Genomic DNA, 16,885 nt, shown 5'->3' on the forward strand with positions numbered 1-16,885 from the left:
CGGTCACGAAATTCGTTTGCGCGATGCTAACAGCTGTCAGGTTCTGGATTTTTTGCAGCCGCCTGTATCGCCGCCGCATTCACAACCGCGAGTTAGATCTCTTTCAGCCATATCGATTCCCACGGCTACATTCCGCTTTCGATTGCCGATCGAGTACGAACCGCGCAGCAGCTCTAGCTTGGATTGTCGTGACTTACTGGAGACATTTTTCCGGCGCGCGTTTAAGAGACTTATCATACTCGAACCGAGGCAACTTACGATCGGCCAAGGTTAAAGGATTGGCGTCGAAGCTCCATTGTACGAAAGTAAGCTCTCGATATCGAAACGTTCGATGATCTATACCAACGTTTGCTACTCTTTTCGCTTTGCCTTGCGCCGATCGTCCACTGCCTGCCGCGAGTTGGATATTGGCAACGGCGCTGATCATAGTTGATCGCTCGACCTACAAGACCGCGTGTTCTGTTCCGAAGTTAAGAACGCTTTGTAGACTGCGGCTCCATAAGCAGGCTTGGCTGTGTGCTAGCTTGCATGCCGTCATTCCGACAAATACACTGACGAATCCGGCCTCAGCTCGTCGATCTCTCGGCCCAAGACGAGACCACGCGAATGCACACATGCGCCCCGCGGATAGATAAGAGCACAGCCGTCACGTCCATCTCATTCGAAATATTGCCCATCGGCAAGCGCCGCCCGCGGCGCGCGTAATGGCGTTTTGCCATCCATCTCGCCTGCTTAGTATCGCGCTGCTGGGTTAGTGGGTTTCATTTTGACGCTCAATGTGTGGCATCATTCAGTCCAGACGTAAATCAATGTATGTAGTGTGCATGCGCATATGACGTGTATGACTGAAGCTAACGATCGCTTTCCTTTAATTGCGGGTGGAGCGCGCGTGCGCATCTAAATTTTTCGAGAAACGGCTTCGCAATGGTGTCTCACAGCGAGGCTCTTTGCGGCGGAAGGGAGACCATGGCAGCTATGGACTCAAAGCGGCGCGTTGCGCTGATTACGGGCGTGACCGGCCAGGACGGCGCCTATCTCGCCGAACATCTGCTGTCGCTCGGCTACGTCGTGCACGGCATCAAGCGGCGCTCGTCCTCCTTCAACGCCGCGCGTGTCGATCACCTTTACCAGGACCCGCACCTGGGCGACGTGCCATTCCTGATGCATTACGGCGACATGACGGATTCCACCAATCTAATCCGCCTGGTGCAGCAGATCCGCCCGACCGAGATCTACAATCTCGCCGCGCAAAGCCACGTCGCCGTCAGCTTCGAGAGCCCGGAATACACCGCCAACGCCGATGCGATCGGGGTGCTGCGCCTTTTGGAGGCGATCCGCATCCTCGGCATGGAGAAGGAGACGCGGTTCTACCAGGCCTCGACCTCCGAGCTCTACGGTCTCGTGCAGGAGATTCCGCAGAAGGAGACCACGCCGTTCTATCCGCGCTCGCCTTACGGCGTCGCCAAGCTCTATGGCTACTGGATCACGGTGAACTACCGCGAAGCCTACGGCATGTTTGCCAGCAACGGCATCCTGTTCAACCATGAAAGCCCGATCCGCGGCGAGACCTTCGTCACCCGCAAGATCACCCGCGGCGTCGCCCGGATCGAGCTTGGGCTCGAGCAGACGCTCTATCTCGGCAATCTCGAGGCCAAGCGCGACTGGGGCCATGCCAAGGACTACGTCGAGGGCATGCACATGATCCTGCAGGCCGACAAACCCGATGATTTCGTGCTCGCCACCGGCGAAACGCGCTCGGTCCGTGAGATGGTCGAGCTGGCCTTTGCCCAGGTCGGCCGCCGCATCGAATGGCGCGGCAAAGGTGTGGACGAGACCGGCGTCGATGCGAAGAGCGGCAAGACGGTGGTGAAGATCGATCCGACTTATTTCCGCCCGACCGAGGTCGATCTACTGGTCGGCGATGCCAGCAAGGCGCAAAAGGTGCTCGGCTGGAAACCGAAGCGGAGGTTTGCGCAGCTCGTGGAAGAGATGATGGCGGGCGACCTTGCCGAGGCCAAACGGGACATTGCAAATGGCAAGCGTACCTTTTGAGCTGAAGGGCAAGAGCGTCTATGTCGCCGGTCATCATGGCATGGTCGGCAGTGCGCTTCTGCGCCGGCTGGCACGGGAGAACGTGAAACTCGTCACCGTTGAGCGGCGCGAGGTCGATCTCTGCAACCAGGCGGCCGTGTTCGACTGGTTCGCGCGCGTGCGGCCGCAGGTGGTCTTCCTCGCCGCCGCCAAGGTCGGCGGCATCGTCGCCAACAACACGCTGCGCGCCGAGTTCATCTACGACAACATCGCGATCGCCGCCAACGTGATCCACGCCGCGCATGTGAACCGGGCCGAGAAGCTGATGTTCCTCGGCTCGTCCTGCATCTATCCGAAGCTGGCGCCGCAGCCGCTGCGCGAAGATTCCGTGCTCACAGGCCCGCTGGAGCCGACCAACGAACCCTATGCCATCGCCAAGATCGCCGGCATCAAGATGGCGGAGGCCTATCGCAGTCAGTATGGCAGCGACTTCATCAGCGTGATGCCGACCAATCTCTACGGTCCCGGCGACAATTATCATCCCGAGTACAGCCACGTGGTCGCCGCCCTGATCCGGCGCTTCCATGAGGCGAAGCTCGCCGGCGCGAGAAGCGTGGTGGTCTGGGGCACCGGCACGCCGCGCCGCGAGTTCCTCTATGTCGACGACATGGCCGACGCCTGCGTGCACCTGATGAAGACCTATTCCGGAGCCGAGCTGATCAATATCGGCACCGGCGAGGACATCTCCATTGCCGAGTTAGCACTCACGGTTGCGGCCGCCATCGGTTTTCGCGGTGAGATCAGCTTCGACACGTCTCGCCCCGACGGCTCGCCGCGCAAGCTGCTCGACCTCGCGCGGCTGTCCGGGCTCGGCTGGCGCGCGACGACCTCGTTTGAGGACGGGATTCAGCTGGCATACCGGGCGTATCGCGCCGACAGCGATGAACGGCACCAGAGTGATCTGCCTGTTCCCCCGTAACGGGCCAATCCTAGGTCTCGATCGGCGGTGAATGTCCAGGCTAGCGGACTTGCCGCTCACACAACGACCTACTTTGCTTCGCAGGTGACAAGCGTTCATTGTCAACAAACCGAGCTCAGTCGCACGCCAACAATCCGAGTGACGCGCCGTATCCTCGCTACGAGCGGCCAACCACTTGGAGGAAAAGGAGAATGGCCATGATCGAAACCTGCTGCGACAACTTGAGCTCTCATCGCTCTAAGCCGTTAAACGCCGACCGTGGACTCTCACTAGCCGGAATCGTGCTGGTGTCCCTTTCCTCTCGACCAAGGATTAACGACGTTCTGTCATTATCAACCTCGCCGATAGCGTAACCATGGACATGAGCGCGCCTAACATCCCGAACGCCAAAGGCAAACCAAACATGTGTGCGACGAGCCCGATGCCGGCAGGACCGACGAGTATACCCGCGTAGCCGGCTGTCGTGATGACCGCGATTGCAACGCCTGCTGGCATCACTTTCTGTTTGCCGGCGCGGCGACACAGTACGGGTACAACATTTGAAATCCCCAATCCAATAAGCAGGAACCCCGCCATAGCAACCAATGCAACAGGCGCGGCCACCACAGCCAAGAAGCCTGTCACGATCGGCAGTGTCCCAAGCATCAATGTGGCACGGTCGCCGATTCGCGCCACCACGGCATCTCCGCTAAGACGCCCTGCGGTCATTGCGCTTGAAAAGAGCATACAGCCAATGCCCCCGTGCGCCTCCGCGAGAAGATTTCGCCCAACGAGAAGCAAAGCGCTCCAATCAAGCATTGCACCTTCGACAAGAAAAGTAATAGCCGCGAGCACAGCTATTAGCAACACACTGCGGTCAGGCACGACAAACAATGGCCCCTGCTGCCTCGAACCCGTCGCGAGCAACCTCGGCCATGCCGACACAATCGCGATCGTCATTACCGCCGAACAGACCAACGTCGAAGAACGCGGGCTAAGCTCTAGCGAGAGGAACGAGGTCACGGCGGCAGAGCCGCTGAATTCCCCGATGCTGTACTGCGCGTGGAAGCTAGACATCAATGGACGGCCGGCGGCGCGCTCCAAGTCAATCGCATGAATGTTCATGGCTACATCGATCGAGCCGAGTGAAACGCCAAAAGCAAACAGCGTGGCACCGAGCCCGAGAGGTGTCTCGGCAATTGCAAGCCACGGCAGGATCATCGCGAGTCCAAGTCCACCGGCGAGGATAATGGGCCTGCTGCCGTACCGCGCATTGGACACGCTGGCCAAAAGCATAGCAATGACGGATCCCGTTCCGAGACAGAGCAGAAGAAGACCAACCATGCGGTCATTAACCGCGAGCCGCTCCTTGGCGAGTGGCACCAAAGGCGCCCAGGCGGCGAGGCCGAATCCGGCCACAAAAAATGCGAGCCGCGTTCCAAGCAGGCCGGCAGACCAATTGGCAGATGGTATCACGGGCGCTCCTGAGAGAACCGGCTCGTGAGCGCGGCGCCCCTCGTCCTGCGTGCGCCAGCTGCAAGCGGCCCGCGGCTCGACGATGATGGCCTCAAGTTGACATCCTGTATCCCTGCAAATGCGATGCCGTCACAAATACTGGACCACGTCACAGGCGAGCGGCAAATTGGGGTGATCGTCGAGCCTGTGGATGCGATGTTTGGGGCATTCCTTCCCGGATGAGCTAGCCACAAAGGGGCGACAGCTTTTGCTGGTCTGCGACAAGCAGAGGCGCAACGCTCACCATGGCTTTGTCGCAAAGCCTACAAACCCCGCAAAGCCAACGGCGCCCGACGCCACTGCGTACTTGGCGCGAACACCGCCCTAGGTTTTCTGACGGCTTTTGCAAAGTCGGCCGCTCTCATCGCGAGTAACCGCGCTGACTCACGCATCAGCCGCCATCGCACGCAGACCGTCAATGTCGGCCAAAATAGTTTTTGATATTCGAATATTCGTCGTTTGTGGTTCCCCGCGCCGCGCTTGCTGTGCCGCGCCGTCAGCCATCCGTTTGTCTGAACCAGCCCTCGCCGCCAGCAATTGCAGCCGCAGCGACTGGCATGGCGACCAACCAGAAGTTTAGGGGGATCCCGAATTCGGGGCCCCGGTGCGCTGGGCTGCCTTGGAGCAATCAACCAGATTTCCATGCCATCGTTGGCGGCGCGGAAGAATTCGATACAGAGGTGCCGCCCGCATCGTTCAAGCACTTATATCCGCAATTCGCCGAGACCGTCGCTCTGAGCAAACCGGATTCTGGGTGGTAAGGAGCAAAGGTAGCAGGTACAGATCCATCAGTGTCGACACCCCTCACGTTTTAAGCCCAGGCGCTCTGCACTAGATCGAGTTCAATAAGCACCAGTCACAAACCGATGCCCACATCAAAGCTCATGTAGATGCGTCGAAGTACCTTCTTCGGATCAAGCCGGCGCATGAGGTAAGAGCCCAGCAGGATATCAATCATAACAGTGGTTATAAAAACCATGGAGCAAGCTGCCGCTTTTGGGAACAAGCCGAGATGATAATAGACGAAGGCGGTCAGACTCGATTCCGCCACGCGAAGAAGGGCTAGGCCGGCGAAATTCGTGTTTAGCCAGCCCTGGTTATTGAAACAGCATGGATAAGGGAGGGCCGGAGAGGGTCGTCACGGCACGGGAGGATACCCAGGATCCACGCGAATGGCAGGTGGATCAGCCAGCTCGCTCCGATAGGCCAGGGCCGGCCCGCAGCTTGCAGCAGGATCTGGGACAAATTGATTGTGTAGTCGGATTCGATCCGGGCCGGCCGGAGTGAGGTCAAGGCATGCCCCTGAGCGCAACGCCCGGCGAGAAAAGCAAGATGGGAAACACTCGTCTTCAAACCGCCGGCGCGCCCTTCACATTGACGAGGGGGACGTAGACGTTGACAAGACTTCAATAAGGACCTGCGTCGGTCATGTATACGGGATTCCTGACGACACCCGTTCGTCCAGGGAATTGACCTCAATCGGTCCTAAGGCGGTTCAAACCAGCGTCATCTTTTTCAGATACCAACGCAACGCGCGGACGGACGCAAATAGTTGTCCTTCAAAATCCCTCGACATAAGTGGCAACGCCATCTTTTTCAGGAGAGCATGAATTCTCTTCTCATCGGCGAGGTCGCGCTTTTGCGTTCCGCTGCCGTGAAGTCCCGTGCAATTCACCTTATCGGAGCAGCCGCGCATCACCGACGTGTTCTTAACCGAGCAACTGATGTCGCCAAGCTCGGCACCACGGGCGTGAAGATATCAATACGTAAGTGAGCGTGCCGCAGCCTGCTTCGCTCACTATACTTAGCGAACCTGGATTAACTATCATCATTGCCTGGCGATCTGAGCATCAGCAGCGCCGGTGAGGTCGAGCTCGGCGACGATCTTCGCGCGACTGGAGCTCGCATCGGCTCGATGATCGGACGCGATCGCGACATACACCGCCGGCAGCACGAAGAGCGTGAACAGCGTGCCCACGGACATGCCCGCGACGAGCACGAGCCCGATCGAGAAGCGACTCGCGGCGCCAGCTCCCGTTGCGGTCATCAAGGGTATGAACCCCGTGACCATCGCCGCAGTGGTCATCAAGATTGGACGCAGTCGGACGCGCGCCGCCATCTCTATGGCCGAGCGACGGTCAAGTCTCTCCTTGAGCTGCAGCTCATTGGCGAACTCAACCATCAGGATGCCGTGCTTGGAAATCAACCCGACCAGCGTCAACAGTCCCACCTGGGTGTAGATGTTCATCGTCGCCCAGCCAAAGAATGGCGGGATCAAGGCGCCGACGATTGCCATCGGCACGCTGATCAGGATGACGAGGGGATCGCGCAGACTTTCGAACTGTGCCGCAAGCACCAAGAATATGATTACGAGTGCAAATGCAAAGGCAATGGCCAGTTGGTTGCCCTCGTGCACATATTGGCGCGCCTCGGCGAGGAAGTCGTGGCTGAAGCCTGCGGGCAGCTTCTTCGCCTCTGCTTCCAGGAAGTCCACAGCCTGACCGATCGTGACGCCGGGCATCGGCACGGCCTGAAAGGTCGCACAGTTGAGCTGGTTGTAGTGGGTGAGCGCGTTCGGATCCGTGGCAGTCTCGATGGAGACTACGGTGGACAGCGGGAGCATCGAGCCGGCCGTAGTCTTCACGTAATAGCTCCCGATTGCTTGCGGCGCCAGGCGTTCCTCGCGTGGCACCTGCGGGATCACCTGATAGGAGCGGCCCTGCAAATTGAAGCGATTGACGTAGTTTCCGCCAAGTAAGGTGGCGAGCGCGTTTCCGATGGTCTGCATGGTGATGCCAAGCTCGTTAGCCTTGGATCGATCAACCTTGATTCGTAGCACCGGTTGGTTGAACTCGAGGTCGGAGTCGCTCACCATGAAGAGACCGCTCTTCCGCGCGGCTTCCTTCAGCTTCGACATCTGCTCGTAAACGGATTTGAAGTCGAGCGTCGAATTGATCACCATCTGCACTGGTAAGCCATCCGAGCCGCCCGGAAGTGGCGGCAAGCTAAAGGCAAACGCGTTGATACCTTCGATTTTGGACAGCTCGGCCTGGACAAGGGACTTTAGCACGATCGATGATCGCTTGCGCTCGTCCCATGCCTTGAGCAACATGCCGGCCATGCCACTCTGCTGGCCACCAACGCCATTGAGCACAAAGCTCAAATCAGTCTCCGGAAATTTCTGCAACGCGTGTTCGAGCTTGGTGCCGTAATAGTCGAGGTAGTCGATATTGGCGTATTTCGGCGCCTTGGTTACAGCGAATACGATACCTTGATCCTCCTCGGGCGCGAGTTCCTTGGAAGTATTCATATAGAGAAAGGCGACCAGGCCCAGCATGGTCAGCGCAAACAGGCCGGTAATCGGACGATATTCGAGCGAGCGGTCGAGCTTGCGGCCGTACCATCGTGTCATGGTGCTGAACCCGCGGTTCACACATTTTGCAAACCGCCCCCCCTCAGCGCGCCTCAGGATGACCGAGCACATCATCGGCGACAGCGTCAAAGCGATCACGCCCGACACGATCACCGCTCCCGCTAGCGTAAACGCGAACTCGCGAAACAGCGCACCAGTGAGGCCACCGAGAAACCCGATTGGGGCATATACCGCAGCCAAGGTAATCGTCATGGAGACAACGGGGCCAACAATCTCGCGCGCGCCCCTTATAGCAGCCTCTAGAGGCGGCTCACCGTCTTCTAAATGGCGATGAATGTTCTCCACCACAACGATCGCGTCATCAACCACGAGACCGATTGCGAGAACCATTGCAAGGAAAGTCAGGAGATTGAATGAAAACCCCAGCGCCAGCATCATGCTGCAGACACCAACGAGCGAGAACGGGATAGTGACCACAGGAATGATCACAGACCGCAGCGAGGCCAGGAACAGAAAGATTACCACCACCACAATCACGACGGCCTCGATGAGCGTCTTCTCCACTTCATCGAGCGACGATTGAATGAATTTGGTGGAGTCATAGGCCACCTTCATCTTCAGTGACGGCGGCAGGTTACGCTCCATTTCTGGAAACAGCGCCCGAACGCCTCGCGCTATGTTTAGCGGATTGCCTTGCGGGCTTGCCCGAACGCCGATAAAGACCGCGTGCTCGCCGTTCATTGCGACGCTAGTGTCTGTGGTCTGCGCGGCAAGCTGGACTGTCGCAATGTCCTCCATGCGCACAAAGCCACCGTCATTGGATTTGACGATCATGCGCTTGAAGTCATCGACACTCCGCAGATCCGTGTTTGCCGTGACATCGGAGATAGTGAAATAGCCCTTAGTCTGGCCCGCCGCGGCCTGGAAGTTGTTAGCGGCGACTGCAGCCGAAACTTCAGCCGGCGACACGCCGTGCCCGGCCATTTTCGCGGTATCGAGCCATAGCCGCATCGCAAAACTCTGGCCGCCCAGGATGTCTGCCGCTGCGACGCCGTCGACGGTTGACATAATGGGTTGCACAACGCGCGAGAGGTAGTCGGAGATCGCGCTGGCCGCCAGTTCCTCGCTGGAGAAGGCGATATACATGACAGCGGTGGCCTGACCGCTCGACTTAGTAATTACCGGATCGCTTGATTCCTTCGGGATTAAGTATTTGACTGAGTTGACCTTGGAGAGCACCTCGGTGAGCGCTTCGTTGGGATCAAAATTGAGCTTGATGTAGACTTGGATCGTGGAGGTACCGAGCACCGATGAGGAACTAATGTAATCGACGCCTTCAGCGGAAGCGACTGCCTGCTCCAGGGGAGTGGTGATGAACCCCTGGATCATGTCGGCGGAGGCCCCAGGATAGGAAGTCGTGATATTAACGACCGTATTAGATAGCTTGGGATATTGCCGGATCGGCAGTACGGTGGCCGCGCGAAGCCCGATCAGTAAGATCAGGAAACTGACGACGATAGACAATACCGGACGTTTGATGAAAAGCTCGGTAAATGCCATCTCGACTCGCATTTCAAAAGGGGGAATGCAAATTTGCCGCAACTCGTAAAGCGGCAATGATCACGAATGCGGCGGCTGTGCTAGAGCCCCCAGTATGAGGGACGTGCTATTGGCTAATCTGCGGGCTCACGTGCTCGCGAGCGCGGGCGCCCTATCCTTCGCTTCCATCTTCGTCGCTCGGATGAATGTTATTCCGTTGCTCTGACGGCAGATCGCGATCTCGATGGTAGGCACCTTCTATGAGCCCCCTGTTTTTTTGCGTGCAATCGGCCTAGGTCTGACACCTGATCGGAACTCAACGACTTACAGCAAGACATCAGTTCAGCTTTCGCACTGACCCCCAGACCGAATGATCCAGGTTCGACATCGAAAGTACAAACGATCTGACGGGTGCTCAACTCTACAAAGGTAAATGGGTGATATAGCCTGGGCTGGAAAGCACTATACCAACGTTTGTCGAATTGGTTGCTGATCGCCGCCGCGCAGCTCGTGATGTTGCAGGACGCAAAGTTCTCGGTCCCACAGTATTCCGTACGCACGCGTTATCGCTTCGAGGCGCGGGCCGACGAGAGTGGTGCGAATCTAGCTTTTGAGCTTTAGCATCCCATTTCAGCGGGCGCTCACAACTGATCGTGTCGGCGTTGGTCGGATTACCCTTTTGACCACACAACGGACCGCCGACGCCGAGCCACAATTTGGCGGAGCGTCCGGTACGCCCGATGGACATCCCATAGGCATCATGAGCAAACACTCGCTTGCGTGACCGTTCGGCAAGGACCAATACACAACGACTTGCGAGCCTCCTGATCCTGAAAACAGGCTCGCGGCACCGTCACAACGGTAGGCGTCCTCGTCTATCGCCCAGAAATCTAACTGGTCGGCCAGATTGCTATGCTGAATGATTGATGCAGGCTGCGGATCTCCCACTGCTTCTTTGCAGGCTTTCGCCATATCCTGCACGTGCGCTGCCACCTGCTGTGGCGAGTTATTGGGCGACGCCCCGCAGAGGAGCACGACCACTCCGACGGCGAGGCTCCAGTTAGTGCGCTTCCCATCCCACACTCCTAAGCTAAGGTGCAACACGCGCCGCCACACGGCGGCCCGACCGAAGAGATATACAAGCCAGACGTTGACACCAGACGACTCACCCGCTCGAACGTCGCCTTTTGGGGCATTGTTGACTTCCGCTCTTGGACGCGCAAAGTCTCCTCCCGAAAGTTAAGCGGAATAGGGTCATGGAGCCGGCGGCGGAGCCGTTGACCCCAAGGGGCGCAATGCCGCAAAATCAATCGTGTGTCCGGGCTAACTGTCCGACCTACGTGAGCGACGCGGCCTCTTGGGCCGTAGATGATGTAGACTCCCTGAAGGCGCGGGGTATCCAGCCGTTCGCCAGTGTTAGGCATCCTCCGCATTTCCCAAATTTTCGCATCTCTCGAAACAGCTTCGCTAGCGCGGCTTCGGCCGCGAGAAGGCTCTGTCGAGAGAAATATGCCGACGCAAAGCGCACTTCCCTCTCAACTCCCGCCGCGGCTTATCGGCCGAGAAGCGGCTGCCGCTTACGTTTGCGTATCTCCCACCACTTTTGACCAGCTCGTAATCGACGGCAGGATGCCGAAACCGCGACAGTTGACGCCGCATCGCGAGGCTTGGGACGTTCGAGAATTGGACGGTGCAGTCGACAGCCTTCCAAAAGAAGGAGAGAACGCCGGCAATCCTGATGACGGGCGGGACGATTAGCTATGCGTCGCAAGCTGCCCCCGAATGTAGAGCGCAACGTCGTTAAGGCACAATCTACCTCTCGTATCGTGTCGGCAAAGGCCCGCGAACGAAGCTGCCAAATAATCCGGACTCTGACGAGTTCAAGATGGCATATGCCGGTGCGATCACCGGGGCGATCGAGCACAAACCAAAACTCTCGAAGGACAGCCCCACAACTTAAGCGACACGTTCCACCTTGGAATAGTCATGCAAAACGGAATTCCAGGGATTCCAAGAAGGCCTTTTGCGAGGGATGCTGCCTAGGAGTTGGTCAGCTGCAGTTGTGTGGGGTACTGCTAACCACAGCTTCGGCGTTGATAAACCTAGCGAATTTGCGCGCCCGGTGACAGTTTTTGTAGTTGAGCTTTGTATTCGTTTCAACCGGAACCACCGCTCCAACCCCGATGTCTAGGCACCAGACAGGAAGCGCAATGTAATCACCGGCATCAGGCGCTGCGTTGGCTTGCTTCAGTCAAATAACCATCGGCAAAGCCTTGTCATGGCGCAGGATAATGCGTCCCGTCTAGGTGCTGATCGATGGCCGCGCATGCGGGGCAGTCGCATCACCGTCAACCTACTCGCCCTGCCTCGGTGTCCGGCCCGGAGAGCTTCGAGGAGCGCGCGGGTCAGGTCCCCCACAGCCTAAGGATGACACAATGGGGAATGCGCTGTCGCGCGGCGATCAGGATGGCGAGGCGTGTCGCGGCCTGATGATGATTGCCGCGATGATTGTCGCGCGCAAGAGTTTTGTTGAACTCTGATTGTCGCGCACTTCCTACCCAGATTGCCGCGCTACAGAATGCGCGCCTAATCTAGATTTTTGAGGTCAGTCGGCAGAAACGGCCTCCCAACGGAGCTATAGATATGGAAACGTTGCTCGGCTCAAGTCACACCGGGGACTTCTGGGTAACGGACAATCCGGCTTTGAAGTTCGTGGGTTCGCTAGAGATAGACGAACACGGATCAGCCACTTTAAGCATCGAAGGAGATTATCGAGATTTAATAGCTCTCGATGCCCAACCAAGATTCGATATGCAAGGCAACGCAGAAGGCAAAGAGTTCTCGTTATTCTGGTGCTTCGCTTCTCGGGTGCCCCTCTTCCACATGGACCGAAAGGCAAAAATCGCGATCAATATCGTTGCCATAGGCGCACTGATTGACAGCATAGAAGCAAAGTTTGCATCCGCTTTGTCCTTTACCACGCCAGAGATCATACGCTGGACTGGCCTTCGAGGGATAGCATTGAAAGGCCCAAGAACGGCGAAGAAAGCGCTACAGGTCACCTATCGCGGTAGGAGAACCAAGCCGGTGCAAGTAGACGGGGCGACCTTTCAAGTTAGCACCGAGATTACTTACAGTGCTAACTCGGTCGCAGAGGTGAACCTGATCGAGCGCCACGGTGTTCGTGTCGTGTTTAGCGAGCCTCAATCAGTCTTGGCCGCAGATAAGTGGATCACAAAAGCTTGCCGCCTCTTTTCGCTAGCTCTGCGGTGCTCAATCGTCTGTCGGGTTCATAGTCTTGAGCGGGGGACAGGGAGCGCCGTTACGGTGATTACGCCGTGGTCAGCGAGCAACACGGTTGAGACGAAGATGACGCATCCGCTCTTCACCAGGCCAAAGAAGCGTGAGATTTATGAGAAAGTGCTTCGATCTTGGTTCGCTCAGTACGACAAACTGGAGCCGGTAATTTCTCTTCGAATCGCATTGCTGTCACATCCTCAAAGATATCGAGAATTTGAATTTCTCACTTACGTTCAGGCACTAGAGGCACTCCATCGAAGAACGCACCCTTCGCGGACACTTGTCACGAGGAAGCGGTTTGCCGCACTACATCGTAAATTTGCTGATGCAATTCCTGATCGCTGGAAAGCAAAACCCGATCTGGTGGCGAAACTCGAGTACCTGAATGAAATTACGTTAGGAGAGCGGCTCCGCAACCTCTTTGCCGGCAACAGAGAGCTATTGAGCAAGCTGTTCAACGATGAAGTGAGAGACATCGCACTTATAAAGAACTTGCGCAACTATCTGACCCACTACGAAGGCAAACGGCGAGCGAAGAAGCTTCGAGACTACACGGGTACGGCGAAGTTTCAGCACCTGACATCAAAAGTGCTGCTTCTCCTCGAAATAGCAATGCTGCGGACCATCGGATTCAGTGCAATAGAGGTTAGGAGACTTATTGAGAACGATCCGACATACCGTGATCTCTGCAGGATGGACCATTCGCACTGAGTGATGAGGTGCACGATGCCTTCTGGCGCCTTCGACTGCGCTTGTCATATTCCTCCGCCTCGCCTTGAACGTTTTTACATCACCGCGTCCAGAGCACCGCTCTCCGCCGAGGGCCTGCAGGCACGCCGAGGCGCTTAATTGAAAAGGCCCGTTTCCTGCCAGTGTCCGCATAGAAGGCAACTACCCGCGCTGGTCACCGCCTCCGTTTCACATTGATCGCAGCGCATGAGAAACGCGTTCGGGGCTTTGGTTGCAATGCGAGTGCTGTGTGCCTGCGCAAATTCCTGAGCCTGCTCAATCAGCATTCGCCACGTGTCGTCTTTCCTATAATCCGCTGACAGATCTATCCCGAGATGCTCTTCGGCGAACCCCAGTGCGAAACTCAGTGCGTTGCCCACAATGATTTTCGCCTCCGCTTCTGAAGCGTGCCACTCGTAATGTTCGATTGCGTTCCGCGTTGTACGCAGCGCAAGAAGGCTCGCCTTATCGGCTTCTGAGAAGGTGACATTGCATATTGTAGTTAGGCGGCTGACGGCGGTTTCTGCCGTAACAGTGAGGGCCTGAAGGCTACGAAACTTATCGACGCTTTGCCAAATGAACGCGGGGTGTTCGGTCGTGTCCCCGGTAGTGGTGTAGCTCGGTAGAGCAAAGCCGCCCGGACGCGCGCCCTCAGATAGCGCCGTAGCGGGCGGGCGGCTTTGCGGTGGTCACCGGCAGTTCTCCGGTAGGATCGGGTTGCGACACGCCAACGCAACCGAGGAACCACCGATGACCGACGACATGATGAACCTGCGCACGCTCGTGGAGAAGACCCCTGATGCCGATCTGTTGCGCGAGATGATCGGCTTTGCGGCCCAGCGCCTGATGGAGCTGGAAGTCGAAGGCCAAACCGGGGCGGCCTACGGCGAGAAGAGTCCCGAGCGTCTGGCGCAGCGCAACGCCTATCGGGACCGGATCTGGGAGACCCGCGCCGGTGCGGTCGAACTGCGCATTCCCAAGCTGCGCAAAGGCTCCTACTTCCCCGGCTTCCTGGAGCCGCGCCGGATGGCCGAGAAGGCGCTGACTGCCGTGGTTCAGGAGGCTTACGTTCAGGGCGTCTCGACCCGCTCAGTCGACGATCTCGTCCAGGCAATGGGGATGAGCGGCATCTCCAAAAGCCAGGTCAGCCGACTGTGCGGCGAAATCGACGACAAGGTGAAGGCCTTCCTCGCCCGTCCGATCGAGGGCGACTGGCCCTATCTGTGGATCGACGCCACCTACGTGAAGGTGCGCCAGAATGGCCGCATCGTGTCGGTTGCGGTGATTGTCGCGGTCGGCGTCAACAGTGACGGCCGGCGAGAAGTTCTCGGCATGGACATCGGCCCCTCCGAGGCCGAGACGTTCTGGACCGCGTTCCTGCGCAAGCTCGCCCGCCGCGGCTTGCGCGGCGTCAAGCTGGTCGTCTCCGACGCCCACGAGGGCATCAAGGCCACCGTGGCCAAGGTGCTCAATGCCAGCTGGCAGCGCTGCCGCGTCCACTTCATGCGCAACGCACTGGCTCATGCCGGCAAGAGCGGACGACGAGTGGTCTCCGCCTTCATCGCCACCGCGTTTGCCCAGGACGATGCCGAGGCCGCCAAAACGCAGTGGCGCAAGGTCGCCGATCAGCTACGCCCCAAGCTGCCCAAACTGGCCTGCTTCCTCGACGAGGCTGAGACCGACGTACTCGCCTACATGACGTTCCCGCCCCAGCATCGGACCAAGCTGCATTCGACAAACCCGATCGAGCGCCTCAACGGTGAGATCAAGCGCCGGACCGAGGTGGTCGGCATCTTCCCCAACGAGGATGCCATCGTCCGCCTCATCGGAGCGATCCTGCTCGAGCAAAACGATGAGTGGGCCGTCCAGCGAGCCCGCTACATGACGCTGGAAACCATCGCGCCATTGAGCGATGATCCCACTGTCAGCCTTCAGGCTATCGCCAGCTGACCAGCCCGGCTCTCGCCGGCGAACGCGGTGACCCGCCGCCAGCTACACCACGCCAAGGGACACGATCGGGTGTTCTCGGCGCAGGCGCTCTTTTAGCAGTAGTTCGATTGCGTGCGCTGCGTTGGTAATGGCGTGTTTGAGTTTAGCATGGTCGGAAGTCATATCGCCCCAAGCCATCAATTCGACGGCTCGCTTAAGGGAGTCCCTAGCGTTGCTGAGAAGGTCAAACCGTATGGGTGATTTTGCGCTCAAGGTTTCCGCCCTTGATTGTGATTCCATTGTGGGAGCGACCATATCCGCGCAACGCGCGAGGCACGTGAATTTCGGTCGCGCCCACGCGAGCGGTTGCGCTCTCGTGGTAGCTATCTGGTAGCTACAACAATCCGCTAGCCTTCAATGATCCTCATAAGCACTTGATTTTGCTGGTACAGTTGGGTGGGCTCGAACCACCGACCTCCTGTTCCACAGACAGGCGCTCTAACCAACTGAGCTACAACTGCATCCTTGCGAGCCGCGCCTTGGGACGCCCTTGAAAAGGGGTTGATGCCGAGGGGGGCTGGACGGGGCGGAAACTAGGTGCAACGGGGGTTTTTGGCAAGGCCGCAAAGGGCGTTATTTGCCCCCAAAAGCGGGATGAAAATCGCGGGATTCGAATGGCTGGCGGTGATTTTCCTCGTGAGACCTTCACCCCTCACCCGGATCCCATCTTCGTGGGATCCGACCTCTCCCTTTGGGAGAGGTGAAGAAAGAAAAACCCGGGCTGTTGGGCCCGGGTTTCCTGATTTGGTCGATCCGCCGTTTTGATCAGGCGGCGGGTTGGGAGAACTTCGCGGCGCTGGCCTTGATCGGCTCGGCGGTCTCGGAAGCAACGCGCTGGGTCAGCTCGAAAAGCTCCTTGGCCTGGGCCTGGAAGGTCTCGAGCTGGGTCTTGGCGTGGCCGGTCCAGAGCTGGAAGGCGTCGGTCGGCGATTTGGTGCCGAGCAGTTCCTGGGTGAAGTCGAGATGGGCCGTGGTGTTGGCCTTCGCGAACTCCATCAGCTTGGCGGTGTATTCGCTCGCGCCCTTGCTGGCGGTGGCGAACACGGCCTCGACGGTGCCATTGTGGGTTTCGGCGGCGTCCTTGAACTTGGCGTAGGTCTCGCGGGCCTGCGACACGCCCTTTTCGGCGAACGCACGCATCTGCTCGGGAACCTCGAACGGGATGATCGAGGCAGAAAACGGATCAGTCGCACCTGTCATGGTTGGTCCCTCACGATAATGAAAAAATGGAGTGAGCCTTCTGGCGCGCCCGCCGGCCCAACCGAGGCCATTTCTTGTTACGAGGTGGCGGGTACGAAAGACTGGATACGCAAAACAAACGAGATGTCTCGTCCAGCGCCCAGCAATATCGCTGCCTAACATGTCAACATTGTGCAGCGCAATGCATGTGCGGGGTGCGTTGCGATAATTTAATCTCGGAAGGCGAGGTTCCTGCGGCGGGGAACCGGTGG

Annotated in this window: 8 protein-coding genes and 1 tRNA gene; 4 read left to right on the plus strand and 5 right to left on the minus strand. The window is 58.1% G+C overall.

Annotated features, from left to right (window positions below; genetic code table 11):
• Positions 1-966 precede the first annotated feature (966 nt).
• Together gmd and BM374_RS00070 are read left to right on the plus strand one after the other, a co-directional pair.
• Positions 967-2,052, plus strand: a complete 1,086-nt coding sequence (gmd, locus tag BM374_RS00065) for a GDP-mannose 4,6-dehydratase (protein ID WP_092288577.1) — start codon at positions 967-969, stop codon at positions 2,050-2,052.
• A complete protein-coding gene (locus tag BM374_RS00070; protein ID WP_092288578.1) occupies positions 2,033-3,010 on the plus strand; it encodes a GDP-L-fucose synthase family protein in 978 nt (325 codons plus the stop codon). The genes gmd and BM374_RS00070 overlap by 20 nt, the downstream gene beginning before the upstream one ends.
• Positions 3,011-3,322: 312 nt before the next feature.
• On the opposite strand, the gene BM374_RS00075 is transcribed toward BM374_RS00070, so the two are convergent.
• The 3 genes from BM374_RS00075 to BM374_RS00095 form a co-directional block, all read right to left on the minus strand.
• On the minus strand, positions 3,323-4,462 hold the full coding sequence (locus BM374_RS00075) for an MFS transporter (RefSeq protein WP_177248133.1): 1,140 nt from the start codon (positions 4,460-4,462) through the stop codon (positions 3,323-3,325).
• 1,537 nt (positions 4,463-5,999) lie between these two features.
• The gene (locus BM374_RS00090) at positions 6,000-6,203 is read right to left on the minus strand and encodes a hypothetical protein (protein WP_143270132.1); all 204 of its coding nucleotides are present in this window, start codon (positions 6,201-6,203) and stop codon (positions 6,000-6,002) included.
• A gap of 129 nt (positions 6,204-6,332) precedes the next feature.
• On the minus strand, positions 6,333-9,437 hold the full coding sequence (locus BM374_RS00095) for an efflux RND transporter permease subunit (protein ID WP_092288583.1): 3,105 nt from the start codon (positions 9,435-9,437) through the stop codon (positions 6,333-6,335).
• A gap of 2,622 nt (positions 9,438-12,059) precedes the next feature.
• Between BM374_RS00095 and BM374_RS00105 the strand changes: the two genes are divergently transcribed.
• Entirely contained in the window at positions 12,060-13,427 is a 1,368-nt protein-coding gene (locus tag BM374_RS00105; protein WP_143270133.1) for an ApeA N-terminal domain 1-containing protein, read from the plus strand.
• A 768-nt stretch (positions 13,428-14,195) separates the two neighbouring features.
• The gene (locus BM374_RS00115) at positions 14,196-15,395 is read left to right on the plus strand and encodes an IS256 family transposase (RefSeq protein WP_092288587.1); all 1,200 of its coding nucleotides are present in this window, start codon (positions 14,196-14,198) and stop codon (positions 15,393-15,395) included.
• Positions 15,396-15,818: 423 nt separating this feature from the next.
• On the opposite strand, the gene BM374_RS00125 is transcribed toward BM374_RS00115, so the two are convergent.
• Positions 15,819-15,895, minus strand: a tRNA-His gene (locus BM374_RS00125).
• Positions 15,896-16,199: 304 nt separating this feature from the next.
• On the minus strand, positions 16,200-16,634 hold the full coding sequence (locus BM374_RS00130; RefSeq protein ID WP_092288589.1) for a phasin: 435 nt from the start codon (positions 16,632-16,634) through the stop codon (positions 16,200-16,202).
• Between the last annotated feature and the right edge of the window lie 251 nt (positions 16,635-16,885).

This window comes from Bradyrhizobium sp. Ghvi (genome assembly GCF_900115265.1).
GTDB lineage: Bacteria > Pseudomonadota > Alphaproteobacteria > Rhizobiales > Xanthobacteraceae > Bradyrhizobium.